Annotated in this window: 24 protein-coding genes; 7 read left to right on the top strand and 17 right to left on the bottom strand. The window is 63.9% G+C overall.

The window, feature by feature from the left end; all coding sequences use genetic code 11:
* Window positions 1-41: 41 nt before the first annotated feature.
* Window positions 42-2087: a squalene--hopene cyclase gene (gene shc, locus VSR72_RS04910; RefSeq protein ID WP_342951292.1), complete on the top strand. Its 2046-nt coding sequence runs from the start codon at window positions 42-44 to the stop codon at window positions 2085-2087.
* 39 nt (window positions 2088-2126) lie between these two features.
* Here shc and VSR72_RS04905 read toward each other — a convergent pair whose 3' ends face one another.
* From VSR72_RS04905 to VSR72_RS04895, 3 genes are all read right to left on the bottom strand, one after another.
* On the bottom strand, window positions 2127-3806 hold the full coding sequence (locus VSR72_RS04905; protein ID WP_342951291.1) for a metallophosphoesterase family protein: 1680 nt from the start codon (window positions 3804-3806) through the stop codon (window positions 2127-2129).
* Window positions 3807-4020: 214 nt separating this feature from the next.
* A complete protein-coding gene (locus tag VSR72_RS04900) occupies window positions 4021-5193 on the bottom strand; it encodes a porin (protein ID WP_342951290.1) in 1173 nt (390 codons plus the stop codon).
* 206 nt (window positions 5194-5399) lie between these two features.
* Window positions 5400-5615: a TOBE domain-containing protein gene (locus VSR72_RS04895; protein WP_342951289.1), complete on the bottom strand. Its 216-nt coding sequence runs from the start codon at window positions 5613-5615 to the stop codon at window positions 5400-5402.
* 236 nt (window positions 5616-5851) lie between these two features.
* Here VSR72_RS04895 and VSR72_RS04890 point away from each other — a divergent pair, with 236 nt between their 5' ends.
* Genes VSR72_RS04890 through VSR72_RS04880 form a run of 3 tightly spaced genes read left to right on the top strand, consistent with a single transcriptional unit; the run spans window position 5852 to window position 10601 of the window.
* Window positions 5852-8764, top strand: a complete 2913-nt coding sequence (locus tag VSR72_RS04890; protein WP_342951288.1) for a molybdopterin oxidoreductase family protein — start codon at window positions 5852-5854, stop codon at window positions 8762-8764.
* Window positions 8765-8777: 13 nt separating this feature from the next.
* Window positions 8778-9644, top strand: a complete 867-nt coding sequence (locus VSR72_RS04885; protein ID WP_342951287.1) for a 4Fe-4S dicluster domain-containing protein — start codon at window positions 8778-8780, stop codon at window positions 9642-9644.
* On the top strand, window positions 9645-10601 hold the full coding sequence (locus tag VSR72_RS04880; protein WP_342951286.1) for a DmsC/YnfH family molybdoenzyme membrane anchor subunit: 957 nt from the start codon (window positions 9645-9647) through the stop codon (window positions 10599-10601). It abuts the gene before it with no gap.
* Between the two features lie 53 nt (window positions 10602-10654).
* Here VSR72_RS04880 and VSR72_RS04875 read toward each other — a convergent pair whose 3' ends face one another.
* The 8 genes from VSR72_RS04875 to VSR72_RS04840 all read right to left on the bottom strand — a co-directional run bounded on the left by VSR72_RS04875 (window position 10655) and on the right by VSR72_RS04840 (window position 16691).
* Window positions 10655-10831 (bottom strand): DUF1328 family protein, encoded by a 177-nt coding sequence (locus VSR72_RS04875; RefSeq protein WP_342951285.1) that lies wholly within the window; start codon window positions 10829-10831, stop codon window positions 10655-10657.
* Window positions 10832-11073: 242 nt separating this feature from the next.
* Complete coding sequence (locus VSR72_RS04870) at window positions 11074-11370, bottom strand: YciI family protein (protein ID WP_342951284.1); 297 nt, start codon at window positions 11368-11370, stop codon at window positions 11074-11076.
* A gap of 12 nt (window positions 11371-11382) precedes the next feature.
* Window positions 11383-11667, bottom strand: coding sequence for a muconolactone Delta-isomerase (catC, locus tag VSR72_RS04865; protein WP_342951283.1), 285 nt, complete (start codon window positions 11665-11667; stop codon window positions 11383-11385).
* A gap of 52 nt (window positions 11668-11719) precedes the next feature.
* Entirely contained in the window at window positions 11720-13051 is a 1332-nt protein-coding gene (locus VSR72_RS04860; protein ID WP_342951282.1) for a TIGR00366 family protein, read from the bottom strand.
* Window positions 13052-13111: 60 nt separating this feature from the next.
* Window positions 13112-14080 (bottom strand): 3-hydroxyacyl-CoA dehydrogenase, encoded by a 969-nt coding sequence (locus VSR72_RS04855; RefSeq protein WP_342951281.1) that lies wholly within the window; start codon window positions 14078-14080, stop codon window positions 13112-13114.
* Window positions 14081-14082: 2 nt separating this feature from the next.
* Window positions 14083-14784, bottom strand: coding sequence for an SDR family oxidoreductase (locus tag VSR72_RS04850; RefSeq protein WP_342951280.1), 702 nt, complete (start codon window positions 14782-14784; stop codon window positions 14083-14085).
* A 46-nt stretch (window positions 14785-14830) separates the two neighbouring features.
* Window positions 14831-15883, bottom strand: a complete 1053-nt coding sequence (locus VSR72_RS04845) for a cyclase family protein (RefSeq protein WP_342951279.1) — start codon at window positions 15881-15883, stop codon at window positions 14831-14833.
* Between the two features lie 64 nt (window positions 15884-15947).
* Window positions 15948-16691: a helix-turn-helix domain-containing protein gene (locus tag VSR72_RS04840; RefSeq protein ID WP_342951278.1), complete on the bottom strand. Its 744-nt coding sequence runs from the start codon at window positions 16689-16691 to the stop codon at window positions 15948-15950.
* A 290-nt stretch (window positions 16692-16981) separates the two neighbouring features.
* Between VSR72_RS04840 and VSR72_RS04835 the strand changes: the two genes are divergently transcribed.
* Window positions 16982-18304, top strand: coding sequence for an MFS transporter (locus tag VSR72_RS04835; RefSeq protein WP_342951277.1), 1323 nt, complete (start codon window positions 16982-16984; stop codon window positions 18302-18304).
* A 42-nt stretch (window positions 18305-18346) separates the two neighbouring features.
* Here the strand turns inward: VSR72_RS04835 and VSR72_RS04830 are convergent, their stop codons facing one another.
* Window positions 18347-19312, bottom strand: a complete 966-nt coding sequence (locus VSR72_RS04830; RefSeq protein WP_342951276.1) for a LysR family transcriptional regulator — start codon at window positions 19310-19312, stop codon at window positions 18347-18349.
* 141 nt (window positions 19313-19453) lie between these two features.
* Here VSR72_RS04830 and VSR72_RS04825 point away from each other — a divergent pair, with 141 nt between their 5' ends.
* Complete coding sequence (locus VSR72_RS04825) at window positions 19454-21739, top strand: NADP-dependent malic enzyme (RefSeq protein WP_342951275.1); 2286 nt, start codon at window positions 19454-19456, stop codon at window positions 21737-21739.
* A gap of 85 nt (window positions 21740-21824) precedes the next feature.
* Here VSR72_RS04825 and VSR72_RS04820 read toward each other — a convergent pair whose 3' ends face one another.
* Entirely contained in the window at window positions 21825-22094 is a 270-nt protein-coding gene (locus tag VSR72_RS04820; protein WP_342951274.1) for a hypothetical protein, read from the bottom strand.
* Window positions 22095-22448: 354 nt separating this feature from the next.
* Here VSR72_RS04820 and VSR72_RS04815 point away from each other — a divergent pair, with 354 nt between their 5' ends.
* On the top strand, window positions 22449-22802 hold the full coding sequence (locus VSR72_RS04815) for a hypothetical protein (protein WP_342951273.1): 354 nt from the start codon (window positions 22449-22451) through the stop codon (window positions 22800-22802).
* A 21-nt stretch (window positions 22803-22823) separates the two neighbouring features.
* On the opposite strand, the gene VSR72_RS04810 is transcribed toward VSR72_RS04815, so the two are convergent.
* From VSR72_RS04810 to VSR72_RS04795, 4 genes are all read right to left on the bottom strand, one after another.
* Entirely contained in the window at window positions 22824-23372 is a 549-nt protein-coding gene (locus tag VSR72_RS04810; protein ID WP_342951272.1) for an N-acetyltransferase family protein, read from the bottom strand.
* Between the two features lie 53 nt (window positions 23373-23425).
* Entirely contained in the window at window positions 23426-24016 is a 591-nt protein-coding gene (locus tag VSR72_RS04805; RefSeq protein WP_342951271.1) for an XRE family transcriptional regulator, read from the bottom strand.
* 101 nt (window positions 24017-24117) lie between these two features.
* Window positions 24118-25509 carry a uracil-xanthine permease family protein gene (locus tag VSR72_RS04800; RefSeq protein ID WP_342951270.1) on the bottom strand — a complete coding sequence of 464 codons (1392 nt, stop codon included), beginning with the start codon at window positions 25507-25509 and terminating at the stop codon, window positions 24118-24120.
* An 80-nt stretch (window positions 25510-25589) separates the two neighbouring features.
* Entirely contained in the window at window positions 25590-26030 is a 441-nt protein-coding gene (locus VSR72_RS04795; protein ID WP_342951269.1) for a hypothetical protein, read from the bottom strand.
* Between the last annotated feature and the right edge of the window lie 74 nt (window positions 26031-26104).

The following is a 26104-nucleotide window of genomic DNA, read 5'->3' as shown; positions in this document are numbered from 1 at the left end:
CTTCGGCGCTAAACATTCCGTACGGATGGTATGATCCGCCGATGAAAAATTCCAACCTGCCTTTTACCGCCTCCGCAGCCGCCATGGCGGCGCTCGAAGCCTCGATCATTCGGGGCCGCGAAGCGCTCGTGCGACAGCAGGATGCCGATGGAAGCTGGTGCTTCGAACTCGAATCGGACGCCACGATCACCGCCGAATACATCCTCATGATGCATTTCATGGGCAAGATCGACGTGGTGCGTCAGGAGAAGATGGCGCGCTATCTGCGCGACATTCAGCGTCTGCAAACGCACGGCGCATGGGACCTCTACGTGGATGGCGCGCCCGATGTCTCGTGCAGCGTGAAAGCGTACTTCGCGCTGAAGGCTGCGGGCGATCCCGCGAACGCGCCGCACATGGTGCGCGCGCGGGAAACCATTCTCAAGCTCGGCGGCGCGGCGAAGTCGAACGTGTTCACGCGCATTCTGCTCGCCACCTTCGGCCAGGTGCCGTGGCGCGCCACGCCGTTCATGCCGATCGAATTCGTGCTGTTTCCGAAGTGGGTGCCCATTTCGATGTACAAGGTCGCCTACTGGGCGCGCACGACCATGGTGCCGCTGCTCGCGCTCTGTTCGCTGAAGGCGCGCGCGGCCAATCCGCATGACGTTTCGATTGCCGAGTTGTTCGTCACGCCGCCCGAAGAGGAGCGCGAATATTTTCCGCGCGGCAAGGGCATCCGCTGGCTCTTTCTCGCGGCTGACCGTGTGCTGCGCCATGTCGAGCCGCTGCTGCCGCGCGCGCTGCGCCAGCGCGCCATGAAGCACGCCGAAGCCTGGTGCGCCGAACGCATGAACGGCGAGGACGGCATGGGCGGCATCTTCCCGCCTATCGTCTACAGCTACCAGATGATGCAGGTGCTTGGGTATCCTGACGATCATCCGCTGCGCCGCGATTGCGAAAATGCGCTGGAAAAGCTGCTCGTCGAGCGAGCGGACGGCAGCGTGTATTGCCAGCCGTGTCTCTCGCCGGTTTGGGACACGGCGTGGAGCACGATGGCGCTCGAGCAGGCGCGCTCAGTCGTGCCTGCATATCCGGCAGCGGCCGCCATCAGCGACCAGGAACTGCAGCAGCGCATCACGCGTGCATACGACTGGCTCGCGGAGCGCGAAGTGACTGACGTGCGCGGCGACTGGATCGAGAACGCGCAGCCCGACACGCCGGTTGGCGGCTGGGCCTTCCAGTATGAGAACCCGTACTATCCGGACATCGACGACACGGCCGTGGTCGCTGCCATGCTGCATCGTCGCGGGCGCTCACAGGCGCGCAAAACGGGCGTGGACCCCTACGCCGCTCGCGTGACACGAGCGCTCGACTGGATGCGCGGCCTGCAATCGCGCAACGGCGGCTTTGCCGCGTTCGACGCCGATTGCGACCGCCTCTATCTGAACGCGATCCCCTTCGCGGATCACGGCGCGTTGCTCGACCCGCCAACGGAAGACGTATCGGGCCGCGTGCTGCTGTGTTTCGGCGTGACGGGCCGCGCCGAGGACAAGGCGGCGCTCGCGCGCGCCATCGAGTACGTGAAGGCCACCCAGCAACCCGACGGCAGCTGGTGGGGCCGCTGGGGCACCAACTATATCTACGGTACGTGGAGCGTGCTGGCGGGCCTCGCGCTCGCGGGCGAGGACCCGAGGCAGCCGTACATCGCACGCGCTCTCGCATGGCTGCGCGCACGCCAGCATGCAGACGGCGGCTGGGGCGAGACCAACGACAGCTATATCGACCCGCGCCTGGCCGGCACCAATGGCGGCGAAAGCGCGTCGAACTTCACCGCGTGGGCGTTGCTCGCGCAAATGGCATTCGGTGATTGGGAATCCGAATCGGTGCGGCGCGGCGTGGCGTATCTGCTATCCGTGCAGCAGGAGGATGGATTCTGGTGGCATCGCTCGCATAACGCGCCGGGCTTTCCGCGTATTTACTACCTCAAGTACCACGGATACACGGCGTATTTCCCGCTGTGGGCGTTGTCGCGTTATCGGCGGCTGGCTGGCGGCGCGGCCGATGCGGTTGTCGTGCGAGAAGTGGAAGAAGCCACACTCGCGGATTAAATGCAACGCGGGGCGCAAGCGCCCCGCGTCGTTTTTTGCTTACCGCGACTTCGCCAGCGTAATCGTTTCGAACAACTCATAATTCCCGGTCGGCGTTTTATCGGCGCCGGGCGCGTGATAGTAGTTCATCGTGATCGTCGTCTTGCCGCCGTGCGTGCCCGGATCGACGTCGAACACCGCAATGCCATTACCCGTGCCCGTATCGCGCTGCGCCGACCAGATCGCGTCTTCGAGCGCATCCGCCGTCGGGCGCGCGAAGGTGCCTGCCGTCGTGCCCGGCACCGGGTGGTTGGGCTTCGTGAACACCTGGGCCTGCGGATTGCCGTTTCCGGCGTCCACACCGTACACGTCGAGCGGTGCGCTCGTGCCGCCGCCGCCCAGGATCAGGTGGATCGTCCCGTGGCTCGTGTCGAACGTGTTGCCCGTGCCCTGAGCGTGCGTGACAGGACGCGGCTGGAGCGTGTCGACACTCACGCCGGTCTTCGCATCGACGCCCGCGTGGTGATTGCAGCCGCGCACCGGGTAGCTGCGCTCGTAGTCATGATCGTGACCGCACACCACGAGATCCACGCCATAGCGGTCGAAGAGCGGCAGCCATGCTTCGCGTATGCCCTTGTCCGACCCATTGCCCGTTTTCGACGAACTGAGTGCGTCCTGGTGCATCTGCACCACGATCCAGTCGATATCGTCGTCGTCCTTCGCCTGCTTCAGGGTCTGCTCGAGCCAGCGCGTTTGCACGCCGTTGCTGTAGCCGCGCACGTAGAACGACGTGCCGGGCTGGACGGGCGCGTTGCCCGTGCTGGCGGCAGGCACGAGCGGCGAGGGGCCGGCCACGAAGGCGGCGGCGTCCTGGTAGACCACGTCGTCGGCGTCGAGCGAGACGAACAGCACGTTGCTCACGCGGAAGCTGTACCAGCGGCCCGGAAACTGAGTGCCGTTATGAGGCAGCGTATAGCGCGTGAGATACGAATTCAGCCCTTGCGACCCGTTGTAGAACTCGATCTCGTGATTGCCGGGGCAGGGCATCCACGGACGGTTCGCGGATGACGTCTGGTTGTTGTTGCCGAAGTCGCGCCACACGTCGGTCTGGTGCGCGGGATTCAGGTTCGCGTAGCAAAGGTCGCCATTGAGCAGATGAAAGAGCGGCTGGAAGCGCTCGACGGCTTCCACGGCGAAGCGGCTTTGCGGCGACGAAAGCACCCAGCCCGTGTTCGGCGTGGCGAGGTCGCCGTAGCTCGTGAAGCGAAACGGTGCGCGAGCGCGCGGCGCCGTGGCGAAGCTCGAAGAAAACGGGCTGCCCGCGTGGCTGTCGTTATCGGCGGTGACTTCGTAGCGGTAGGTCGTGGCCGGCTCCAGAGCGTGCAGCCGTGCGTGATACGTGAAGACGACGACGCCCGTGAGCCCGTCGGTATAGGTGCGCTGAACGGCGTGCACCGTCTCGCGTTTGCCGCGATCGGCGCTGTAGATTACGCGCGGATTCGTGGAGGAGGCGAGCGACGCCCACGAAACGACGACTTCGCGCGTCGGATCTTCGCCCCAGGTGAGATGGATCTGCTCGGGTGTGCCGTCCGGTGTGGAGGCATCGGCCTTCGCGGTGCCCGCGAAAGCGCTGGCCGCGCTCGCGAAGCCGGAAGCGCCGGCAAGCTTGAGGAAGCCGCGGCGCGAGACACTGGCGCCGCTTTCGGTGGATGCATTCTCGGGGATGTCTTTTTTCGTCATGTCGTCTCGCCTGGGGAGCAGAAGGCGAAGCCGGCGCTAGCGGACTTGCATGACTGACGCGCGCGGGCGCAAGCATCGCAGGGTGAGTGTCTGCGCAACGATGGCTGGCTTGCATGACCTGGCGATGACACTGCCCTTATTCTATGCAGCGCGACGGGCCGCGCTTTCTCGCGCGGTCCCGCCGTTACCCCGCAGTTACTCGTTAAGCATGAGCTTAGAACTTCAGGCGCATACCCGCCGCGACGACGGCTTGCGTATTGCTGGACGAAGCCGCGAGGTTGTAGATCGACGCATTGCCGAGCACCGGAATGCCCTGCGCACCGGAAACGCGCTGATAGACGCCTTCCAGATAAACGTCGGTGCGTCGGCTCAGTGCATAGTCGGCCTGGAGCATGAACTGGTTCCAGTGCGGTGACGCGTTGCCTTCCGCGCGGCTGACCGAGCCGTCGGTATAGGTATAGGCGCCGCCCAGGCTCAGTTGCGGCGTGAGCGAGTAACGGCCGTTCACTTCGAAGTTATTGAACGTCAGGTAGTCGGCCTCGAACGCATTGAGCGAGCCGCCCTGGGCGATTTGCGTGGGTTCGTTGACCATCGTGCGGGTGAACACGAGGCCCACCTTCGCCGGTCCGATCGTATAGCTGCCGCCCGCGCCGAGCGTGCGCGTGCGCGCGGCCACGAACATCGGATCGTTGTCGGTGCCGCTGCCGGCGCTCAGCGCGCCGTTCGTGGTCGAGCCGGGTTCGTTGCCCTGGAAGTAGGCCACGGCCAGGTTGATCGGGCCGCCGTTCCACGAAGCCCCCATCGTGTAGGCGTTATTGTTCGAGAAGCCGCCGCCCTGGTTGCTGAACGCGTAGGCGCCTTCCACCTGGAAGCCTGCGTAGGTCGCGCTGCGGAACTTGACGGCGTTGTTCATGCGCACGTCGTTGTTGAGGTTGTCGTTGTCGAACGGGTGCATCGCGAGGTTGCCGCCGAAGCCCGAACCCGTGGCCGACATGGGCGCGATCATGTCCACGAGCGCGTCGTACTGACGCCCGAGCGTGAGCGTGCCGTACTGGTCGCTGCCAAGCCCCACCCATGCCTGCCGGCCGAACATATAGCCGCCGTTGGAGCCCTTGCCGTTGACGACCGAGAAGCCGTTCTCGAGGTCGAAGATCGCCTTGAGGCCGCCGCCCAGGTCTTCCGTGCCGCGCAGGCCCCAGCGACTCGTGCTCACGTTGCCGGACTGCACGCCCCACGTCGTGCCATGACCCGTGGACGACTTCTGATTGCTGATGTAGTCGAGGCCTGCATCGACCGTGCCGTAGAGCGTGACGCTGCTTTGTGCTTGAGCGCTCGTGCAGGCGGCGGCCGCCGCGAGCGCGAGGATATTCAACAACGCTTTTTTCATTTCGGTTCCGAATCTTCGTGTGTGGCGGAACCGGAAATTTAGGCGAGGGCAATTACGCAAACGTGTCGAAAACGGCCCTTAAAATGAAACTTCGTTCAGGTTCGTGATACGTTCCGTTCATGCGAAATGCCAGTTGCGGGATATCGTTGACAAATCAACCATAACTCGAGGGATGGGTGCGATGGCTGCCCGATCGAAAGGGTGCGTCAAGGTGCCGCAAGCTTCACGTCAGAGGATTTGACGATTGCAACGACGATTGAGCCGGCTTTCAGGCCGAGCTGGTCCAGAATCCGGGTCTCGATGACGGACGTGAAGATGCCCGCTGCGGTGGCGATATCGACCTCCGAATGCTCGGCACCTCTGATAATCCCGACGATCCGGCCGGGGAACTGGTTGCGAATGCGGGTTGTTGGAATATCCATGATTCGCAAACGTATAGGCTAGGGCAAAGGGCTGGACCATACCGCGCGACGCGGCTTTCGGGAAATCGGGGTTTCCCGCAGCCGGGGCGAGCTGATCGAAACTATCGGATTTCGTGATGACTGGTATCCGGAATGCAAAGTTGAGTAGTCAATCATAGAGGCCTACCATTTCTAGCGCATGGATGGCGTGAGCCGGCGGTTCACGGACACCTGTCAGACGTAACTGGAGGCCTCTAGTGGACCACGGCGCTCGAACGCAAGACGAAAAGCTCGAAATCAAGACCACGACCTGCTACATGTGCGCGTGCCGCTGCGGCATTCGCGTACATCTGCGTGAAGGGGAAGTGCGTTATATCGACGGCAACCCGGAGCACCCCTTGAACCAGGGGGTGATCTGCGCGAAGGGTTCGTCGGGGATCATGAAGCAGTATTCACCGGCGCGTCTTACGCAGCCGCTCAGGCGCAAGCAGGGCGCCGAGCGCGGCGAAGCGCAGTTCGAACCCATATCGTGGGACGTGGCGCTCGAAACCATCGAGAAGCGCCTCGCCCATCTGCGGGCAACCGACCCCAAAAAGTTCGCGCTCTTCACCGGCCGCGACCAGATGCAGGCGCTCACCGGCCTTTTCGCCAAACAGTTCGGCACCCCCAACTACGCCGCCCACGGCGGCTTTTGTTCCGCGAACATGGCCGCGGGCATGATCTACACGATGGGCGGCTCGTTCTGGGAGTTCGGCGGACCGGACCTCGACCGCGCGAAGCTCTTCATCATGATCGGCACGGCGGAGGATCATCACTCCAATCCGCTGAAGATCGCCCTTTCGAAGTTCAAGCGCGCGGGCGGACGCTTCATCGCCATCAACCCGATCCGCACCGGCTACGCCGCCATTGCCGACGAATGGGTGCCCATTCGCCCCGGCACGGACGGCGCGCTGTTCATGGCGCTGATCCACGAGCTGATCGAGGCCGACGCGTACGACCACGAATTCGTCAAGCGCTTCACCAACGCGGGCGAACTGCTGGATATGCGCACGGAAAGCGACACGTTCGGCCTCTTCGTGAAGGACTCGAATCTCCCCGAGGGCAATCCGCTGTTCCCGCAAAACCACCTGTGGTGGGACGAGAACACGGGCAAGCCCGTGCAGCATCACACGCCCGGCGCGCAGCCCGCGCTCGACGGCCGCTACGTGCTGGACGACGGCACGCCAGTGGCGCCTTCGTTTGCGCTGTTGCGTGAGCGCTTCAAGGACACGACGCCTGAATGGGCACAGGAGATCACGGGCATCGCGGCCGAAACGATCCGCCGCCTCGCGCGCGAGATGGCGCAAACGGCGCGCGACCACAAGATCACGCTGCCGATTCCGTGGACGGACGCCTGGGGCATGAAGCACGAAAGCGTGACGGGCAATCCCATCGCGTTTCATGCGATGCGGGGGCTGGCTGCGCATTCGAATGGCTTTCAGTCGATCCGCGCGCTCGCCGTGCTCATGTCGCTGCTCGGCACGATCGACCGGCCTGGCGGTTTTCGTCACAAGTCGCCGTATCCGCGCGCGGTGCCGCCGTCTGCCAAGCCGCCAAGCAGTCCGAACGATGTCAAGCCAAATACCCCGCTGCCGTCCGGGCCGCTCGGCTGGCCCGCCGCGCCGGGCGACCTCTTCATCGACGAAGCCGGCGAGCCGGTGCGCATCGACAAGGCCTTCTCGTGGGAATATCCGCTTGCCGTGCACGGCCTGATGCACAACGTCATCACGAATGCGTGGCGAGGCGACCCGTACCCCATCGACACCTTGCTGATCTTCATGGCCAACATGGCGTGGAATTCGTCGATGAACACGAGCGAGGTCCGCAAGATGCTGACCGACCGCGGCCCGGACGGCGAGTACAAGATTCCTTTCCTCGTGGTGTGCGACGCTTTCCAGTCGGAGATGACGGCCTTCGCCGACCTGATCCTGCCCGACACGACCTACCTCGAGCGGCACGACGCGATGTCGATGCTCGACCGCCCGATTTCGGAATTCGACGGACCGGTGGATTCCGTGCGCGTGCCGGTGCTCGAGCGCACCGGCGAGTGCCGCCCGTTCCAGGAAGTGCTGGTCGAACTCGGTAGCCGCCTGAAGCTGCCGGCATTCACGACGGCCGAAGGCAAGCGCAAGTTCAAGGACTATCCGGACTTCATCATCAATTTCCAGACCGCGCCGGATTCCGGCGTCGGCTTCCTGATTGGCTGGCGCGGCAAGGACGGCGACAAGGCGCTCGTGGGCGAGCCCAATCCCCGCCAGTGGGAGCAATACGCGAAGAACAACTGCGTGTTCCATTACACGCTGCCCGAAGAGCTTCAATACATGCGCGGCGTAAATGGGCCCTACCTGCAGTTCGCCGTGGAGAAAGGCTTCCGCAAGTTTCACGAACCGATCCTCATCCAGCTCTATTCGGATGTCATGCAGAAGTTTCGCCTCGCCGCGCAGGGCAAGACGCAAGGGCGTCGGCCGCCCGAGCACCTGCGCGAGCGTGTCGAGCGCTACTTCGATCCGCTGCCTTTCTGGTATGCGCCGCTCGAACTCGCCACGACCGATCTCGAACGCTTTCCGCTCGCGGCCGTCACGCAGCGTCCCATGGCGATGTATCACTCGTGGGATTCGCAAAACGCGTGGCTGCGGCAGATTCACGGCGAGAACTACCTGTATGTGAATCCGCGCATGGCGCAGGAAAACGGCATCGAGGACGGCGGCTGGATCTACGTCGAATCGCAGTGGGGCAAGGTGCGCTGCATGGCGCGTTACAGCGAGGCGGTCGAGCCCGGCACCGTGTGGACCTGGAACGCCATCGGCAAGGCCGCCGGCGCGTGGAATCTCGGCCCGGACGCCAATGAGTCGCAACGCGGCTTCCTGCTCAATCACCTGATTACCGAAGAGCTGCCTTTCGGCGATGGCCGGCGCGTTTCGAACTCGGATCCCATTACGGGGCAGGCCGCGTGGTACGACGTGCGCGTGCGAGTGTATCCGGCCGAGGCCGAGGCCGACCACACGCTTCCGCAGTTCGCGCCGATGCAGCCCTTGCCGGGGTCGACGCGCACGGTCAGCCGGGTTCAGGCGTATTTCGCGGGCGGCGGAAAGTTCGCTGCGCGTCTGCGCAATGTTGTGACACGCAAGTAAGGAGGACCCCGAAATGACGCAAATGGCGTTGGTGATCGACCTGAACGTCTGCGTGGGGTGCCACGCGTGTGTGACGAGTTGCAAGGAATGGAATACCTCGGGGCAGGCGGGGAGCCTTTCGGATGTGCGCCCTTACGACGCCGATCCGTCCGGCACGTTCTTCAACCGCGTGCAGACCTACGAGGCCGGGGAGTTTCCGAATTCGGAGACCATCCACTTTCCGAAATCGTGCCTGCACTGCGAAGACCCGCCGTGCGTGCCGGTGTGCCCCACAGGCGCAAGCTTCAAGCGCAAGGAAGACGGGCTCGTGCTCGTCGACTACGACAAGTGTATCGGCTGCAAGTACTGCTCGTGGGCCTGTCCTTATGGCGCGCGCGAACTGGACGAAGAGCGCAAGGAGATGACCAAGTGCACGCTGTGCGCGGACCGCATCTATAACGAGGCGTTGCCCGAGCGCGATCGCAAGCCCGCTTGCGTGCTCGCGTGCCCGACATCGGCGCGCATTTTCGGCGACATTCACGACCCCGAGTCGGATGCGTCGAAAGCCATTCAGGCGCGCGGCGGCTATCAGTTGATGCCGGAGTGGGGCACGAAGCCGTCGAATCACTATCTGCCGCGCGTGAAGACCGAAAGCAGTTGCGGCAGCGGTTCGTGCGGGTGCAGCGGTGGCGCGTCGGCGGCGTCGCCCGCGAGCATGCTCGATGCCGGCGAGCCGATCAACCTCGCGAGCCTCGCGACCCGGCGCGGCACGCCGGCCATGTCGCGCGAAAGGCGGCTCGACGATCAGCTGGATTCGGGCAAGCTCAATCTGGCCGCCTTCGCAACGCGAGTGAAGTCGCTGTTCTCGCGCCCGCGACCGGTCGCGACCAAGGAGATTTGAATGAGACCCGCATTTTCTGTTGTGTTCCTGACTACGCTCTCAGGTGCGGGGCAAGGCCTGTTGATCGCGCTGTTCGGCGTCGAGTGGCTTGCGCGGCTGCACCCCGAATGGACGGCGTGGCAACTCGTGACGCCGCAGTTCTACATTTGCGGCGCTGCACTCGCACTCACGCTTGGCGTGCTCGGCCTCGTCGCCTCGGTCTTTCATCTTGGGCACCCGGAGCGCGCGTGGCGCGCCATCGCCATGTGGCGCACGTCGTGGCTTTCGCGCGAATGTCTCGCGCTGCCTGTATTTCTCGCAACGACTTTCCTCTACGGTCTCGCGCACTGGATGCATGCGTCGTGGTCGCTCGCCATCGGCGCGATTGCGGTGATCGCGAGCGTAAGTCTTTTTGTCTGCACCGCGATGATCTATGCGTGCCTGCGCTTTCTTCAGGAGTGGGCTACGCCCCTTACGCTCGTGAATTTCGTGCTGCTCGGCTGCGCGTCGGGTTTCACTATCGCAACGGCGAGCGCTGCGTGGCTTGCCCCCGGCATCGTGCCAGGGCTCGGGTTCGCGGCGGGCGTGCTGATCGTGGCGGCTTGCTTGAGCCGCGTCGCCACGCTCGCACGCAATCAACGGCTGCATCCGCGCTCCACGCTGCAAAGTGCTACCGGCATCAAGGCCGGGAAAATCAGGCAGATTTCACGCGGCTTCACGGCTAGCGCCTTTAATTTGCGCGAGTTCTTTCACGGCCAGTCCGACACCGTGATGCAGCGGGTCAAGTGGGGGTTTCTCGCGGGCGCGTTCCTCGTGCCGCTCGTGCTGCTTGCGCTGGCGCTGGCGCTGCATACGCTGTCGCCGACGCTGCTCGTCGCGGCGTGTGTCATTCAGTACGCGGGCCTCGTTGCGGAGCGCTGGTTCTTTTTCGCGCAGGCGCGTCACCCGCAAAACCTGTATTACCAGCGCGCGGCTTGATGAAGACGAGGGCATCGGCAGCGCCGATGCCCTCGGCGTTGCTCACGCCTGGGTCAATCGACTATCTTCTTTGTGACGACGAGCGCGATCACGAGGAACACCACGCACAGCACCACAAAGATAAAGAACAGGAGCTTCGCTATCGCGGCTGCACCGGCCGCAATGCCCGTGAAGCCGAACAGGGCCGCGATTACCGCGATCACGGCAAAGAACAGGGCCATTTTTAGCATGGTCGATTTCCTCCTCGCGTGAAGGCGCGGCCACATGGGCTGCGCTGCTTGATGGACTAACGGCGCACCTGCTCAGCAATCGATGTGCCCAGCTGGGGAGAGACATGAAAAACGGCCCGGCATGCGCAGGCGCAAGCCGGGCCAAAACGGCGCCGCACAGGGGAGCACGGCGCCGTCGAGGGTCGATCATTCGATAACGAACCGAACGTTAGAAAATATCCTGCATGTTGTGCCCGTTGCGCCTACAGGTACGAGGTCCCGTCGATATAGGCCTTACGCCAGCGAACGATCTTCACGCTCTCGAAGAGCCCGGCATGCGTGAACGGGTCCTGCGCAATGAAGCGCTCGGCTTCCTCGCGCGTTTCGAGGTCGACGATATAGATGCCACCGCCCGCGCTGCTGCCGTCGTCGTTGAGCTTCGCGCCGCAGGCGAGCAGCAGAGCCTTGTTGCGCGCGAGAAATTCCAGATGCACGTCGCGCTCACGCGAGCGCACCTCGGCGTGGCCGGGCTTGTCGAACGTTTCGATGAGAAAAGGCATGGCGCGTTCCGCTTAGTTGGGCGCGATGGCCGACGGATGCTGGGCCAGCGGCGTCACGCTGATCTTCAGGAACGGGAACAGCGGCAGCGCGCTCAGCAGCGTATGAAGTTCGTCGTTCGATTCGACATCGAACACGCTGTAGTTCGCGTATTCGCCGGCCACGCGCCACAGGTGGCGCCATTTGCCTTCTCGTTGCAGCTTCTGCGAAAACGCTTTCTCCTCGGCCTTCAGGGCGTCGGCATAGGCGGCGTCGGTGCCGTGCGGAATCTGTACCTGCATGTGCACGAGATAGAGCATGAATGGTCTCCGGTGAGGATAGGGTTCAGGGAAGGGCGCGTATCGGAACCGATCAGCCCCAGGCGAGAATCGCAACCGAATAGACGATGCCGATCCAGAACATCATGATGACCGTATAGCCCATGATGTCCTTGAGTTTGAGCTTGGAGAGCGCGAGCGCCGGCAGAATCCAGAACGGCTGCACGAGGTCGTTCCACGCGTTGCCGAGCATCACGGCCGTCGAGGTATGGCCCACGGAAGCGCCGATGGTCTTTGCCGCTTCGATCATGAACGGTCCCTGAATGACCCAGTGGCCGCCGCCCGAAGGCGCGAAGAAGTTGATGACGAACGAGCTGATCAAGCCCCAGAACGGCAGCGTGCCAGGTGTGGCGACCTTCACGAATGCTTCGGAGAGCGTATTGACGAGACCCGAAGACGCCATGATCGCCATGATGCCCGCGTAGAACGGATACTGCAGAATGATGCCGCTGATCGTGCGAATGCCCTCGTTGAGCTTCTCCACATAGCGGATGGGCGTGCCGAGCAGCAGGATGCCGAGAAACAGAATGAAGAAGTTGATGAGGTTCAGGTCGATCGAGCCGCCTTGCACGAAGTGCAGCGCGACATAGCCCATGCCGATCAGGCCGATCACGTAGCTCAGAATGCGGCTGTTGTTCAGGCGGTTGGCGAGCGTGTTGCCTTCGTCGAGATCCACGCCAAGCGCGGCGGCCTTCTGCTGCTTGTCTTCCTGGGCACGGTCGATTTCCTTGATCGGCTGGCCGGGCTTGGGGTGCAGCCACGCGTTCAGGAGCGGCAGCGTGACGATGGTCACGAGGCTCGTAATCAGCATGGTGGGCGAGAAAATCGTTTCGGAGAGCGGAATGACGCCCATCTGCGCTTCGAGCGGATGTCCCTTCGTGGAGATCAGCACGGGAATGCTCGCCGAAAGCCCGAGGCCATAGAGCGTAAAGCCGCTATACGCCGAAGCGATGATGAGCGGGTAGTGCACGCCTTTCACACGCATGGCGAGCTTGCGCGCGACGATGCCGCCCACCACGAGGCCGAAGCCCCAGTTCAGATAGCTGCCGATGCCGCCCACCAGCGTCGCGACGATGATCGCCATGCGCGGATCGTTCACGCGCGCCACCACGCGGTTCAGGAAGCGGTCGGTGAGCGGCGCGGTCGCCAGCACGTAGCCCATTGCGAGAATCACCGCCATTTGCGTGGTGAACGCGAGCAGCGCCCAGAAGCCCTTGCCCCAACTTGTAGTGAGGGCCGTGACGGCTTGCCCTTGCACGATCACGGCAAGCGCCATCGTCAACAGCGTGAGGCCGATCGCGAACACGAACGGGTCGGGCAAATACCGGCGCATCAGCTCGGTAAAGAAAGCGGTGACTTTCTGCATGGTGGTTGTCTCTATCTGATTCGTAGTAGTTGTCGGGTCTCTTCGCGTCTTTCGAGGCGCTTATGAGTCGTCGTGGTGTTGAGTCTTGCGATGGCGGGCGAGATGCATGAGCTGGCGGTCGCGCCAGCCCACGCGCGTTTCCCACTGATCGAGCGCCAGCGCCGCGCGTCTAGCCGTCTCGACCTGCGTGACGAGTTCAGGCGTCCACGGGTCGTGCTGGCCGCGTTCGGCGCCCATGCGTGCGTACGATGGACCCATCTTCTGCGCATGCGAGGCGATGCCGCCGCGCGTGTTCAGATCGACGGTCTCGAACGGACCGATCACCGACCAGCGCGGGCCGAGGCCTTCGCGCATCACGGTGTCGATGTCTTCCACCGACGCCACGCCGTCGCGCACGAGGCAATACGCTTCGCGCAGTACGGCGCCTTGCAGGCGGTTGAAGATGAAGCCTTCCACTTCGTGCTTCACGCGCACGGGCTTCATGCCCGCTTCGGCGTAGAGCGCGATGGCGCGCGTGGCCGCTGCTTCGGACGTGAAAGGCGCGGGCACGACCTCGATCACTGGCACGAGGTAGGGCGGGTTGCCGGGATGAGCGACGAGACAACGTGCGCGGCCTGGCAGCGTATCGTCCACGAACTTCGAAGCCGCGAGAAACGACGAAGCGCTCGCAAGGATCGCTTCGGGCGGCGCGGCGCGGTCGAGCTGCGCAAAAATTTCGCGCTTGAGTTCGGCACGCTCGGGCGCGCATTCCTGCACGAGATCGGCGTGCGACGCGGCGGCTTCAAGCGTATCGACGATCGACACGCGCGCGGCGATCTCGCTCGCGTTTTCGTCGAGCAGGGCGTATTGCGCGAGGTCGCCGAGGCGCAGCGCAATCTCTTCAGGCGCGGCGGCGCGGCGTGCCGCGTCGGGATCGTAGAGGCGCACGCGCCAGCCCGCCCGCGCAAAGCAAATCGCGAACGCCACGCCGATGCTGCCCGCGCCGACAATGCCCGCGCGGCGCTGCGTGCGCGTGTCGAGGGCCGCCATCGTCAAACTCCCGCGACGCCGACAGTCATGCCGCCGCACACGTAGAGCACCTGGCCGGTCACGAAGCCGCTGCGCGAGTCGAGCAGATATGAAGCCGCGTGGGCGACATCGTCGGGCGTGCCTACGCGCTTCACGGGCACGGCATTGATGATTGCTTCGGTGCGCGGCGCGCCAGGCGGATTGGCGCGGTCGAACAGCTCTGTGCGGATCGGGCCTGGGCCAATGGCGTTCGCGGTCACGCCGAACGCGCCCAGTTCGAGCGCCCACACGCGCGTCATGCCGATCAGCGCGGCCTTGGTGGCCGAATAGGCCGTGCGCAACTCTTTACCGAGCGCGGCGCGCGACGACATGTTGACGATGCGCCCGAAGCCCGCGGCCTTCATGCCGGGCAACAGCGCCTGCATGCACTGCTGCGCGCAGCGCACGTTGAGCGCCCATGCGCGTTCGAGTTCTTCGAGCGTCTGGTGTTCGGCGTCGTTGGGCATGACCACGCCCACGTTGTTGATGAGGCGCGTGATCGGGCCGCCTTCCAGCGCGCGGGCGAGCGCGCTTGCCGTCGCCTGGGTGTCGGAGAGATCGGCGACGATGCCGTCGCCCACGCGATCGATCACAACGGCTTCGTAACCGTCGGCCTCGCAGCGCGCGGCGCACGCGGCGCCGATGCCGGCGGCGCCGCCGGTAATCAGGACTCTTTCTTTAGCCATGTTCTTGCTTGTATCCAGACAAAACGAAGGATTGCGAATTAGTTCGTCAAACCGTTGCGACGGGCGTGACGGGCGATCCCATCGCGCCCGGCAGCCGCAGCGGCGGCGCGGTGAGCATGAAGCGCGAGCGCTTGTGCTCGCGCAGCCACAACGCGAGATCGCGCAAATACCAAAGCTCGCCCAGCGGCAGGCCGAGCTTGAAGAGGCAGTGGTGGTGCAGCGGCATGAGCGGGTGCTCGCCGGGCGCGGCTGGCGCACGCGCGGGATAGCGTTCGACGGCGTAGTTGTCGGCGGCGAGCGCCGCGATGCCCGAATCGGTGATCCATTGCAGCAGGCGTTCGTCGCGCCCGTCGAGTGCGCTGCAGTGGCTCGACAAAACGGCTTCGTCGGGCTGGCGGTTCATTTCGAGCACCATCTCCGCGAAGCCGGTGCGCAGCACGAGCATGTCGCCGCGTTCGACGTCCACGCCGTCGGCCTCGATCACACGCATCAGGTCGTCGTAGCCGACGGTGCGAAACTCGCGGCCAAAATGCGCGGCGAAATCGATCAGCACGCCGCGGCCTTGCATGCCTTTTACGGCAAGGTGCTCGATTCCGAGCACATCGGCGTGGCTATGCTCGCCGCCGCAGGCGTGTGGCGCGAAGTTGTCTTCCGCGCGATATTCCATCGGGCCGACCACGTCCACGTTCGCGCGATAGCCGTTGTAGTACACGCTTTCGGCCACGCCGTCGCCGTTGGCGTCGAAGCGCGCGCCCACGTGCGCGAGCGAATCCCACTGCGTGGAATATTGCAGCGAGAGCAGCACCTGATCGTCGCTCACGACGTCGGTTGCGCCCGCTTCATTGCGCGCAAAGGGAAAATTCACATAGGGCAGGCCGTCGCGGAAGGTGGGGCGCAGCACCGGCGGATGGCGGCGCACGTTGAGCTTGCTGTCGCCGGGGAAGTCGAGCGGCAGCGAAAGCGTGAACGTGAGGCCCGCGCGAATTTCCTGCGCGCCCTTGAGCACCTGCTCCGCGCCGATGAGATTGGGGCGGCCCAACTGATCGTCGGGACCGAAGTCGCCCCAGTTCGAGCCTTCCGGCCGGTTCTTCCAACGCATGCTTTGACCTCCACTTCAGGAATTCCCGCGCTTGCGCGTCGCGATAGCGAGCGCCTGAGGCGTCTCAGGCAGCAAGGAGCGTTGGCGGGATTTGCGCGTACACCTCGAGCAGCGCTTTCACGGCGTTCTGCTCGTTCTTCAGAAGCCGCGCCTTGGGCGCGCCGATGACGAGCGCAAACGCCTCGCCATGAATCAGGAAACCGCGCGCGAGGCCAGCTACGTCCTCCACGCTTTCACCGGTCGAGCGATGCCAGCCGTCTGTCACGCCCTGCTCGACCTCGCGCTCGAACGTGGCGCGGTCGATCGCGGCGCCGCTGGCCGAGTGCAGCTGCGGCGCGAAACTGTCGAGCAACTTGCTGCGCGCGGCCGGGGCGAGCGCACCGAGCAGCGCCTTGCCCGCGGCGCTCGCGATGGTCATGAAGCCGCCCGGCTCGTCGCTGTAGCGGATCTTCTGGCGCGACTCCATCACGTCGAGATAGACGACGCGGTTGCCCGCCAGTGTGGCGAGCGCGGCGGTTTCGCCGGTGGCGTCGCGCAACGCGGAAAGCAAGGGCTGGAACATCAGCGTGAGCGGGTCCTCGCTACAGATGTCGCGCGCCACGTGCAACAGACGCTGCGTGGGGTAGTAGCCCGCCTTCACGCCCGGCGCGTACAGATAGCCTTTGGCCACCATCGTCTGCAACAGCGCGTGGCAGCTCGACAGCGGGATCTCGGTTCGACGCGCAATCTCGCTGTAGATCATCGGTTGCCGGACTTCGGCAAAGAGGTTGATCACGTCGAAGACGCGCACTGCAGTTTTCACATCCATGAGAGCATTATCGGCATACCGATAACCAGCTGACAATACGATTACGGGTAAACACCTAAATCGTCGTAATCGCGGCCCGCTCGGGCGGCGAGAGAGACAAGGGTTATCCCTTGGTTGACGCTAACGAACGACCGTTTCATAGTCCGCACCTTCCGGCGCTTTGTTCGCTAATTGAAAGACGGTTCGTAAGGCGAACGTTCTCGCAACGGATTTTCGAAGCGAAAAAGCCCGGGAAATGGCGCGTTTCGATTCGGAAGCCGCCGCTCGAAATCGAAATCTGGAGACGTCTCTTGGCAGCAACCTCCCTCGACACCCAGCATCGCCAGGCTCGCAAGGCGGGCATCGCATCGTTCGTCGGCACGACGATCGAGTGGTACGACTTCTACGCGTACAGCACGGCGGCCGCGCTCGTGCTCGGCAAGCTCTTTTTCCCAACGACGAATGCGCTGATCGGCACGCTGGCCGCGTTCGCGTCTTTCTGGGTAGGCTTTCTCGCGCGCCCGATCGGCGGCATCGTGTTCGGCCACCTCGGCGACAAGGTGGGCCGCAAGAAAACGCTGATCGTCACGCTCATGCTGATGGGCGGCTGCACCACGCTCATGGGTCTTTTGCCCACGTATAACCAGGTGGGCGTGCTCGCGCCGGTGCTGCTGATCCTGCTGCGTCTTACTCAGGGCATTGCCATGGGCGGCGAGTGGGGCGGCGCGGTCGTGCTTTCCTCGGAGCATGCGCCCAAGGGCAAGGAGATTTTCTATTCGGCGTTCGCGCAGCAGGGTTCGCCCGCGGGCAATCTGCTCGCCACCGTCGCGTTTCTCGTGATTTCCATGCTGCCCGATCACCAGTTCATGACCTGGGGCTGGCGCGTGCCGTTCCTGATGTCGGCGGTGCTGGTGGCCGTGGGGCTCTTCATCCGCATGAGCGTGGAAGAGTCGCCCGCCATGAAGGAGCTGCAGGCGAAGAACAAGGTGGCGAAGCTGCCGATCGCCGAAGTGCTGCGCCATCACAAGGGCCTGGTGGCGATGGGCGTGGGCGCTTGCGTGATCGCGCTTTCGGCCACTTACTTCAAGACCACGTTTGCGCTTTCGTGGGCCGTGACCTCGATCGGCTTCGACCGCACGCAGTTCCTGAGCGTCATTACGTTCGCGATTGTCGTGCAGTTGATCGTGCAACCGTTCGGCGCGGTGCTCGCCACGAAGATGGATCTCAAGAAAGCGATCATTTACATGCTCGTGCCCGAGATCGTTGCGCTGCCGCTGATGTTCTCGATGATCGCCACCGGCTCCACCAAGCTTGCGATGATCGGCATGGCGCTCGCCTCGATTCCGCATTCGCTCTACTACGCGGCCATGGCGGGCATGCTGGCGAAGGCCTTCCCGGCGCAGGTGCGTTACACGGGCATTTCGCTCGCGTACCAGATTTGCGGCATGGTGTTCGCGGGCACGACGCCGATTCTCGGCCAATACCTGTTGAGCGCCACAGGCAGCATTCTTTCCGTGGTCGCGCTGGGCGTGGTCCATGTGCTCATCACGCTGGTTTGCGCGCTGATGCTGGTCGCGCGCATGCAGGGCGAGGGCACGCTGGAAACGCAGCGTGTAGTGAAGGCGCGGGTTTGATCGGCTGATTGCCTGTGATGCATGGAAGCGGGGCGCGGGTGATCACCCCCGCGCCTTCTCCGCCTCCTGATACAACTCGCGCAGCGACTGCCCGAAGGTGGCATCGACATCGCGCAGCACGCCTGCGCGCGTGAAGATTGCAACCGGCGGCAGCGTCCAGTCGAGCGTGTACGGCACGATCGCCACGCCCGCGAAGTGCACGAGTTCCTCGGCAATATCGGCGGGCACGATCGACACGGCGTTCTCGTTCGTGCTGATCATTTCGCCGATCAGCCGCGACGTGTAGCTCTCCACGATAGGTACGGGCGGCGCCACGCCCGCGTGCAGGAAGAGGTCGGAAATCTGCTCGCGGATGGGCGTGTGCGGCGCGCCCAGTATCCAGTCCAGTTCAACGAGCTTTTGCCAGTCGAGCTTGCCGCGCGCAAGACGCGCCGCCAGGCGCCGGCTCGCGATGAGACGCGGCTTTTGCTGATGCAGCACCTCGAAGCGCAACTGCGAGACATCGACAGCCGAAGACGCGCGCCCGATCACGATATCGAGCGTATGGTCGCGTAGCTGCGGCAGGAGCGCGTCGCTCGTGCCTTCGTGAATCGTCATGGTGACGCGTTGCGGCAGCCGCGACTGGGTGAGGCGAATGGCCGCAGCCAGCGTGCGCCCCGAGATGAACGGAATCACGCCGACATGCACACGTGTGGCGTGGCCGGCCACCACGGCTTCGATGTCGCGCGCAAGGTGGTCGAGGTCGTGCAGCATGGCCTGGGCGCGCGCGAGCACCACATTGCCGAGCGCCGTGGGCGTCATGCCGCGCGGCGTGCGGTCGAAGAGCGGCGCGCCGAACATGCTCTCCATTTCAGCCAGCGCGTTGGTGACGGCGGGCTGGCTCGTCGCCATGTGTTCCGCCACGCGCGTGAGCGAGCCGTGCTGGCGGATCTGCAGGAGCAGGACCAGATGGCGCATTTTCAGGCGCGTATTCAACCGCCTCGTCACGTCGTCAATGCTGAAAGACACGATTCCCCAGGGTATTACGAAAAAATGATGGCCCCATACTAAATCAAAATGGGCAGGTTATGAGGGCTCTCTAGAATCGCCTCATTCGAACACGCCGGGCCGCGCCAGCGAGCCGGGCACCTTCCATAACGAGTGAGGAACATGAACAAGACCGATCGTCAGGCCGCTCTGGAATATCACGAATTTCCCACCCCGGGCAAGATTTCGGTGACGGCCAGCAAGCCGCTCGTCACCCAGCGCGACCTCGCGCTCGCCTATACGCCGGGCGTGGCCGTGGCCTGCGAGGAGATCGTCGACAATCCTCAGAACTCGTTCCGCTACACCGCTCGTGGCAATCTGGTGGGCGTGATCACGAACGGCACGGCCGTGCTCGGTCTCGGCAACATCGGCGCGCTGGCCTCCAAGCCGGTCATGGAAGGCAAGGCCGTGCTCTTCAAGAAGTTCGCCGGCATCGACGTGTTCGACATCGAAGTCACCGAAAGCGACCCGGACAAGCTCGTGGACATCATCGCGAGCCTCGAAGCCACGTTCGGCGGCATCAATCTGGAAGACATCAAGGCGCCCGACTGCTTCACGGTCGAGCGCAAGCTGCGCGAGCGCATGAAGATTCCGGTCTTCCACGACGATCAGCACGGCACCGCCATCACCGTTTCCGCTGCGTTCATGAACGGCCTGAAGGTGATCGGCAAGGACATTACGAAGGTCAAGGTCGTGACTTCGGGTGCGGGCGCGGCGGCGCTGGCCTGTCTGGACCTCATGGTCGATCTGGGCCTGCCGCTCAAGAACATCTGGGTGACCGACATCGACGGCGTGGTCTACCAGGGCCGCACGACGCTGATGGACCCGGACAAGGAACGCTTCGCGCAGGACACCTCGGCACGCTCGCTTTCCGACGTGATCGAAGGCGCGGACGTGTTCCTCGGCCTTTCCGCGGGCGGCGTGCTCAAGCCGGAAATGGTCAAGAAGATGGCCGACAAGCCGCTGATTCTGGCGCTTGCCAACCCCACGCCGGAAATCTTCCCCGAGGTCGCGCTCGAAGCGCGCCCGGACGCGGTGCTCGCCACGGGCCGTTCGGACTTCCCGAACCAGGTCAACAACGTGCTGTGCTTCCCGTACATCTTCCGCGGCGCACTCGATGTGGGCGCTACGACCATCACGCGCAACATGGAAATCGCGGCTGTGCACGCGATCGCCAAGCTCGCGGAAGAAGAACTGAACGATTCGGTGGCCGCCGCTTACGGCGCCTATGATCTGCGTTTCGGCCCGAAGTACCTGATCCCGAAGCCGTTCGACTCGCGCCTGATCGTGCGTATCGCACCGGCCGTTGCGAAGGCGGCGATGGAAGACGGCGTGGCCACGCGTCCGATCGACGACTTCAGTGCCTACACGAACGAGCTTCAGCAGTTCGTGTACCACTCGGGCGCATTCATGAAGCCGATTTTCGCGGCTGCGAAGCAGTTCGTGCGTGACGGCGGCAAGTCGCGCATCGTGTTCGCCGAAGGCGAGGAAGAGCGCGTGCTGCGTGCGGTGCAGGTGATCGTCGACGAGAAGCTCGCGCGTCCGATCCTGATCGGCCGTCCGGAAGTGCTGCTCGCGCGCATCGAGAAGTTCGGCCTGCGCCTGAAGCTCGGCGAAGACGTGGAAGTCACGAACCCCGAGTACGACGAGCGCTTCCACCAGTACTGGACGACTTATTGGGAACTGCGTTGCCGTGACGGCATTTCGAAGGAAATGGCGCGCGTGGAAATGCGCCGCCGCCTGACGCTGATCGGCGCGATGATGGTGCGTCTGGGCGACGCGGACGGCATGGTGTGCGGCACGGTGGGCGCGTATCACGACCACCTGCGCTTCGTCGATGAGGTGATCGGCAAGCAGCGCAACGCGAATACGTACGCGGCGATGAACATCCTGCTGCTCGACAAGCGCACGGTCGCGATCGTCGACACGCACGTGAACGACAACCCGAACGCCGAGCAGATCGCCGAATTCACGCTGGCGGCCGCTCGCCAGATGGAATGGCTGAATCTGCAACCGAAGGTCGCGCTGCTCTCGCGTTCGAACTTCGGCTCGGGCAGCTCGGCTTCGGGCACGAAGATGCGTGAAGTGCTCAATCTCGTGACGGAAAAGAATCCCGATCTGGAAATCGACGGGGAAATGCACGGCGACTGCGCGCTGGACGAAGCGCTGCGCCTGCGCATCCTGCCACATTCGAAGCTCAAGGGCGCGGCGAACCTGCTCGTGTGCCCGAACGTGGACTCGGGCAACATCGCCTACAACCTGCTCAAGACGGGTGCGGGCAGCAACGTGGCGGTCGGCCCGTTCCTGCTGGGCGTGAACGCGCCGGTGAACGTGCTGACGTCGAGCTCGACGGTGCGACGCATCATCAACATGGCCGCCCTGACCGTGTTGCAGGCGAACCGCGACTGAGCGTAGACGGAGGGCGCACGCAGTGCGTCCTGACGAAAAAACGCGCGATGGCTTCTGGCTGTCGCGCGTTTTTTGTTTTGGTGGGTCAGGTCGGCGTGTCGGAGAGCTGTTCGTCGATCAGGCGGCGCGCCTCGCTGTAGCCGCCCATCAAGGCGTCGATATCGGAGCTGAAGGGAAGGCCGGCGGCGGTGTCGATTCTCAGAGCCGAAGGCAACGCGCGCTCGTCGACGGCCGCGATGCTCACTACGGCTGCATAACGAGGACGTCCGATTTCGGGGCGCTCGAGCGGGACTGTGCCGTTCGCTTCGACGCCAACGCGGATTGCATAGCCGCGATATTCATAGGTGCGATTCATGACTGCTTTGCCGTACGGATTACAACGTGCAAGGGTACGGCGCGCAAGCTTAAGTCAACCTTAGGTAAGCACTGACTGAATGCGAGAAGACCTTCTCACGCTGCGCACGAATTGAGGCAAGGCGAAAGGCGTTGAAAGGCATTGGTTGGTAAGGTGCGAAAAGGATTATCGTCCGATGAAATAAAGCGTAATCGCACGCGCCTTCGCTTAAGGTTCTCTTCAGCTTGGTGCAGGCACGATCTCAAAACTCTGCCCCGCGTCGTGCGTTGCCATGCGCGTGAAATGCGCGAGGCGTAGGGTAGAACCAGTCAGACTGGATATCGTTGTCCGCGCAACTTTCTGGAGTGCAGCCCCATGAAGCCGCCGACCGATCGCCTGCACGCATACCTGTACGTTGCTTCGCTTTCGGCGATCCTCATTCAGGTCGCCGTGTTCATTTCCATTCTGTTGCTTCACGTGCCGGTGCGCGCCTTCGAGTCGACGCCGTTTCGCGTAGCCGTGGTGGCGGCAATCTGCTGTGTGCTCTTCGTGGTGCGCAGGCAAGCGCGGCGCGCCACGCGCGAGGCCGAGTTCCGCAACCGCAGTCAGGCGAAGCTGCGCGCTACGCGCGCAGCGTGCGCCTCGAAGCGCGCGGCCCGCGCTCCGCTGCGCGCACGCCACATCCGCGGTGCCATGACGGCGGCTGCGGCGCGCTCGAGCGCACGCTAAAGCGCGAATCACGTGTGAACTTCAGCCGTCCACAGGCGGTTCGGGCATCTCGAGGTTGAGCTGGTAGAACGCAGCGTCGAGCCAGTGCCCGAACTTGAATCCCGCTTCCTTGATCGTGCCCGAGTGCGTGAATCCCAGCTTCGTATGCAACGCGATGCTTCCGGCATTGGTGGCGTCGATGCAGCCTACGACCACGTGAATCTGCTTTTCACGCGCACGGCGGATCAACTCCACCAGCAAACGCTCGCCGAGGCCACGGCCGCGCTGGTCGCGGTGCACATAGACGCTGTGCTCGACCGTGTACTTGTTGGCGGGAAACGCGCGAAACGTTCCCCAGCTCGCGAAGCCGAGCAGCGTGCCGGCTTCGTCCACGGCGCCCACTACCGGAAAGCCGTTCGCGCGCTTGGTGCCGAACCACGTGGCCATGGCTTCGGGCGGGCGCGGCTTGTAGTCGTAAAGCGCGGTTGAATTGACGATCGCATCGTTGAGGATCTCGAGAATCGCCGACGCATGGTCCGCTTCGTTGCAATCGATGAAGCGCACGCCATCGCTCTGTGAGTTCGAATTCATTGGGAATCCTCTTTAAATGAAAAGGGTGGCAGATTGAGGCGCATTGAGCGGGTTCAGATACCGCTTGCGTCGCAAATAGCAACGACGTAGTGCGCGGCTTCCGAGCCGGGATTGCTGAAGATCAGCGGCTGATCGAGCCGCATGGCGAGGCAATCGCCCGCATGGAGCGAATGCCGTTCATTGCCCAGCTCCACGTCGATGCGTCCTTCCAGCACCCAGACCTGCTGGTGGATCACGTTCTCGCGGCCGCCCGTTTCATAGGCTACGCGCGCGCCGGCGGGGAAATCCACTTCAACGAGTTGAATCGGCGAAGGCCAGTTCGGCGGCGACACGCTCCGGCGCGTATAGCCCGACTGCGGGTCGCGCCACTGCGCCTGCTGTTCGCGGCGTACGAGGGGCTCGGCGGGCGTGCTCTCGCCGCTTGCGCCGAAAAGGCTCGCCATCGTGACAGAAAGTCCCGCCGCGAGCTTTTCGAGCACCACCGCGGTGGGGCTGGCGGCGCCGCGCTCGATCATCGAGATCATCGAGCGGCTCACGCCGCTGCGCGTAGCCAGCGCGTCCAGCGTCAGGCCGCGCGTGGCGCGCAGGTCGCGCACGCAGCGGGCGATGCGCTCGTTGATACCGGCGTCGGTCGGGCTGTCCATTTGACTCGTTTCCAAGATGATGGAGTCATTATCCAGTAAATTGGAAATCGAGGTCAATAAAAAAGCGCGTGGCCCGCCATCAGGGCCGCGCGCTGTGCGCGTTACTTCCTTTCCGGCAGGAACCAGTTCATCACGAGCGCGCAGATGCCGCCCGTCGCAACGCCCGACTCCAGCACGTTCTTGAGCGCATGCGGCAGGCTCGTCAGGATCTCCGGCACCTGCGAGACGCCAAGGCCCAGCGCGAGCGACACCGCGATGATGAGCAGCGCGCGGCGATCGAGCCGGGTGCCCGCGAGGATGTTGATGCCCGAGGCGGCCACCGCGCCGAACATCACCATGGCCGCGCCGCCCAGCACCGGCTCGGGCACGGCCTGCAGCACGCCGGCCACGGGCGGGAAGAGGCCCAGCACGACGAGCATGCCCGCGATCCAGAGGCCCACGTGGCGGCTGGCAATGCCGGTGAGTTGAATCACACCGTTGTTCTGCGCGAACACGGAGCTCGGAAACGTGTTGAAAAAGCCAGCGAGCAGCGAATTGAACCCGTTCACGAGCACGCCGCCCTTGATCCGCTGCATCCACACGGGACCTTCCACCGGCTCTTTCGACACCTTGCTGGTGGCCGTGACGTCGCCGATCGCTTCGAGCGAGGTCACGAGGTAGATGATCAGCATGGGCACGAAGAGCGACCACGAGAAGCCCAGGCCGAAATGCAGCGGGGTCGGAATCTGGAACAGGGCGGCTTCGCGCGCGCCGGTGAAGTCGAGCCGACCCATTGCGCCCGCAACGATATAGCCGATGGCGAGCGCGATGACGAGCGCCGTGCTGCGCACCCAGACAACGGGCACACGGTTGAGCACGATGATGGTGCCGAGCACGAGGCCCGAGAGCGTGAGATTCTGGACGCTCGCGAAGTTGCCCTTGGCAATGGCGCCATAGCCGCCGCCCATGCTGATGAGGCCGACCTTGATGAGCGTGAGGCCGATGAGCAGGACGACGATGCCGGTGACGAGCGGCGTGATGAGGCGCTTGATGAAGGGCAGGATACGCGACACGGCCATTTCGACGAACGAGCCGGCAATGACGACGCCGAAGATCGCGGCCATCACGGTTTCGACGGGCGTGCCCTGTTTGACCATCAAGCTGCCGCCCGCGATGAGCGGGCCGACGAAGTTGAAGCTCGTGCCCTGCACGATGAGCAGACCCGCGCCGAGCGGCCCGACGCGCTTGCATTGCAGGAACGTGGCGATGCCGGAAATGACCAGCGACATCGAGACGATCAGCGTGGTGTCGCGGCTGGAAACGCCCAGCGCCTGGCAGATCAGTAGGCCCGGCGTGACGATGGGCACGAGGATCGCCAGCAAGTGCTGGAGCGCGGCCACGAAAGCGATGGTCGGCGCGGGGCGGTCGTTGGGGCCGTAGACGAGGTCGTGGGTGGGTTCGGTGTCGTCGGCGCCGTGGGTAGCGGCGCGTGGGGTCGATGAGGCGGATTGCATCGGGAGCGGCGGGTGAACAAGGAAAGGGCAGCATTTTAGCGGAAGCTCAGGGGGAACCCTGGGCGCGCTCGCCGCCGTCATTACTTGCCGTTGCGCGCGCGTGCCTCTTCGGCAAGCGCCTTGTAGTCGTAGGTGGGATAGAACTCGGTGTGATAGCCGCCCCACGCGGTTTGCTCGATCGCGCGATTCACCTCGCGCAACCGGTCGGCAGGCACGCGCAGCGTCACGACCTGGCCGATCCCCATCATCACGTACCACGAGACCACTTCGATGCCGGGCGGCGGAAAGGCCTTGTAGAAGCCCTGTTCCGCGAGTTGCTGATTGATCTTCGGCAGCGGTTTCGACTCGTCGTGCTTCAGGAAGATCGTCAGGAGGAAGGTGCCGTCGCCAGCGGGCCGGGCGGGAGCGGCTTGGGGCGTATCGCCTGGGTTCGTTTGCGCGGCGGCGGGAAGCGGGGTTAACAGCGGAACCAGCACAGCGATCACGGCAGCGCCTGCCATCCATTTGCGTACGGCATGCATCGGCTTTCTCCTGAATCGGGTGGGCAAGCCCTTACAATAGGTCGGTCTTCACTTGCCTGCCAAACGCGCGAATG

Origin of the sequence: Paraburkholderia sp. JHI869, from assembly GCF_038900775.1 — a bacterium.
Classification (GTDB): Bacteria; Pseudomonadota; Gammaproteobacteria; order Burkholderiales; family Burkholderiaceae; genus Paraburkholderia.
This window is presented reverse-complemented; position numbering and strand designations above follow the sequence as displayed.

What these genes read in the sequence shown, in the direction of transcription:
- shc (WP_342951292.1), top strand. Translation starts at nt 42, where the DNA reads ATGAAAAATTCCAACCTGCCTTTTACCGCCTCCGCAGCCGCCATGGCG.
- VSR72_RS04905 (WP_342951291.1), bottom strand. Translation starts at nt 3,806, where the DNA reads ATGACGAAAAAAGACATCCCCGAGAATGCATCCACCGAAAGCGGCGCC.
- VSR72_RS04900 (WP_342951290.1), bottom strand. Translation starts at nt 5,193, where the DNA reads ATGAAAAAAGCGTTGTTGAATATCCTCGCGCTCGCGGCGGCCGCCGCC.
- VSR72_RS04895 (WP_342951289.1), bottom strand. Translation starts at nt 5,615, where the DNA reads ATGGATATTCCAACAACCCGCATTCGCAACCAGTTCCCCGGCCGGATC.
- VSR72_RS04885 (WP_342951287.1), top strand. Translation starts at nt 8,778, where the DNA reads ATGACGCAAATGGCGTTGGTGATCGACCTGAACGTCTGCGTGGGGTGC.
- VSR72_RS04880 (WP_342951286.1), top strand. Translation starts at nt 9,645, where the DNA reads ATGAGACCCGCATTTTCTGTTGTGTTCCTGACTACGCTCTCAGGTGCG.
- VSR72_RS04875 (WP_342951285.1), bottom strand. Translation starts at nt 10,831, where the DNA reads ATGCTAAAAATGGCCCTGTTCTTTGCCGTGATCGCGGTAATCGCGGCC.
- VSR72_RS04870 (WP_342951284.1), bottom strand. Translation starts at nt 11,370, where the DNA reads ATGCCTTTTCTCATCGAAACGTTCGACAAGCCCGGCCACGCCGAGGTG.
- catC (WP_342951283.1), bottom strand. Translation starts at nt 11,667, where the DNA reads ATGCTCTATCTCGTGCACATGCAGGTACAGATTCCGCACGGCACCGAC.
- VSR72_RS04860 (WP_342951282.1), bottom strand. Translation starts at nt 13,051, where the DNA reads ATGCAGAAAGTCACCGCTTTCTTTACCGAGCTGATGCGCCGGTATTTG.
- VSR72_RS04855 (WP_342951281.1), bottom strand. Translation starts at nt 14,080, where the DNA reads ATGGCGGCCCTCGACACGCGCACGCAGCGCCGCGCGGGCATTGTCGGC.
- VSR72_RS04850 (WP_342951280.1), bottom strand. Translation starts at nt 14,784, where the DNA reads ATGGCTAAAGAAAGAGTCCTGATTACCGGCGGCGCCGCCGGCATCGGC.
- VSR72_RS04845 (WP_342951279.1), bottom strand. Translation starts at nt 15,883, where the DNA reads ATGCGTTGGAAGAACCGGCCGGAAGGCTCGAACTGGGGCGACTTCGGT.
- VSR72_RS04840 (WP_342951278.1), bottom strand. Translation starts at nt 16,691, where the DNA reads ATGGATGTGAAAACTGCAGTGCGCGTCTTCGACGTGATCAACCTCTTT.
- VSR72_RS04825 (WP_342951275.1), top strand. Translation starts at nt 19,454, where the DNA reads ATGAACAAGACCGATCGTCAGGCCGCTCTGGAATATCACGAATTTCCC.
- VSR72_RS04820 (WP_342951274.1), bottom strand. Translation starts at nt 22,094, where the DNA reads ATGAATCGCACCTATGAATATCGCGGCTATGCAATCCGCGTTGGCGTC.
- VSR72_RS04815 (WP_342951273.1), top strand. Translation starts at nt 22,449, where the DNA reads ATGAAGCCGCCGACCGATCGCCTGCACGCATACCTGTACGTTGCTTCG.
- VSR72_RS04810 (WP_342951272.1), bottom strand. Translation starts at nt 23,372, where the DNA reads ATGAATTCGAACTCACAGAGCGATGGCGTGCGCTTCATCGATTGCAAC.
- VSR72_RS04805 (WP_342951271.1), bottom strand. Translation starts at nt 24,016, where the DNA reads ATGGACAGCCCGACCGACGCCGGTATCAACGAGCGCATCGCCCGCTGC.
- VSR72_RS04800 (WP_342951270.1), bottom strand. Translation starts at nt 25,509, where the DNA reads ATGCAATCCGCCTCATCGACCCCACGCGCCGCTACCCACGGCGCCGAC.
- VSR72_RS04795 (WP_342951269.1), bottom strand. Translation starts at nt 26,030, where the DNA reads ATGCATGCCGTACGCAAATGGATGGCAGGCGCTGCCGTGATCGCTGTG.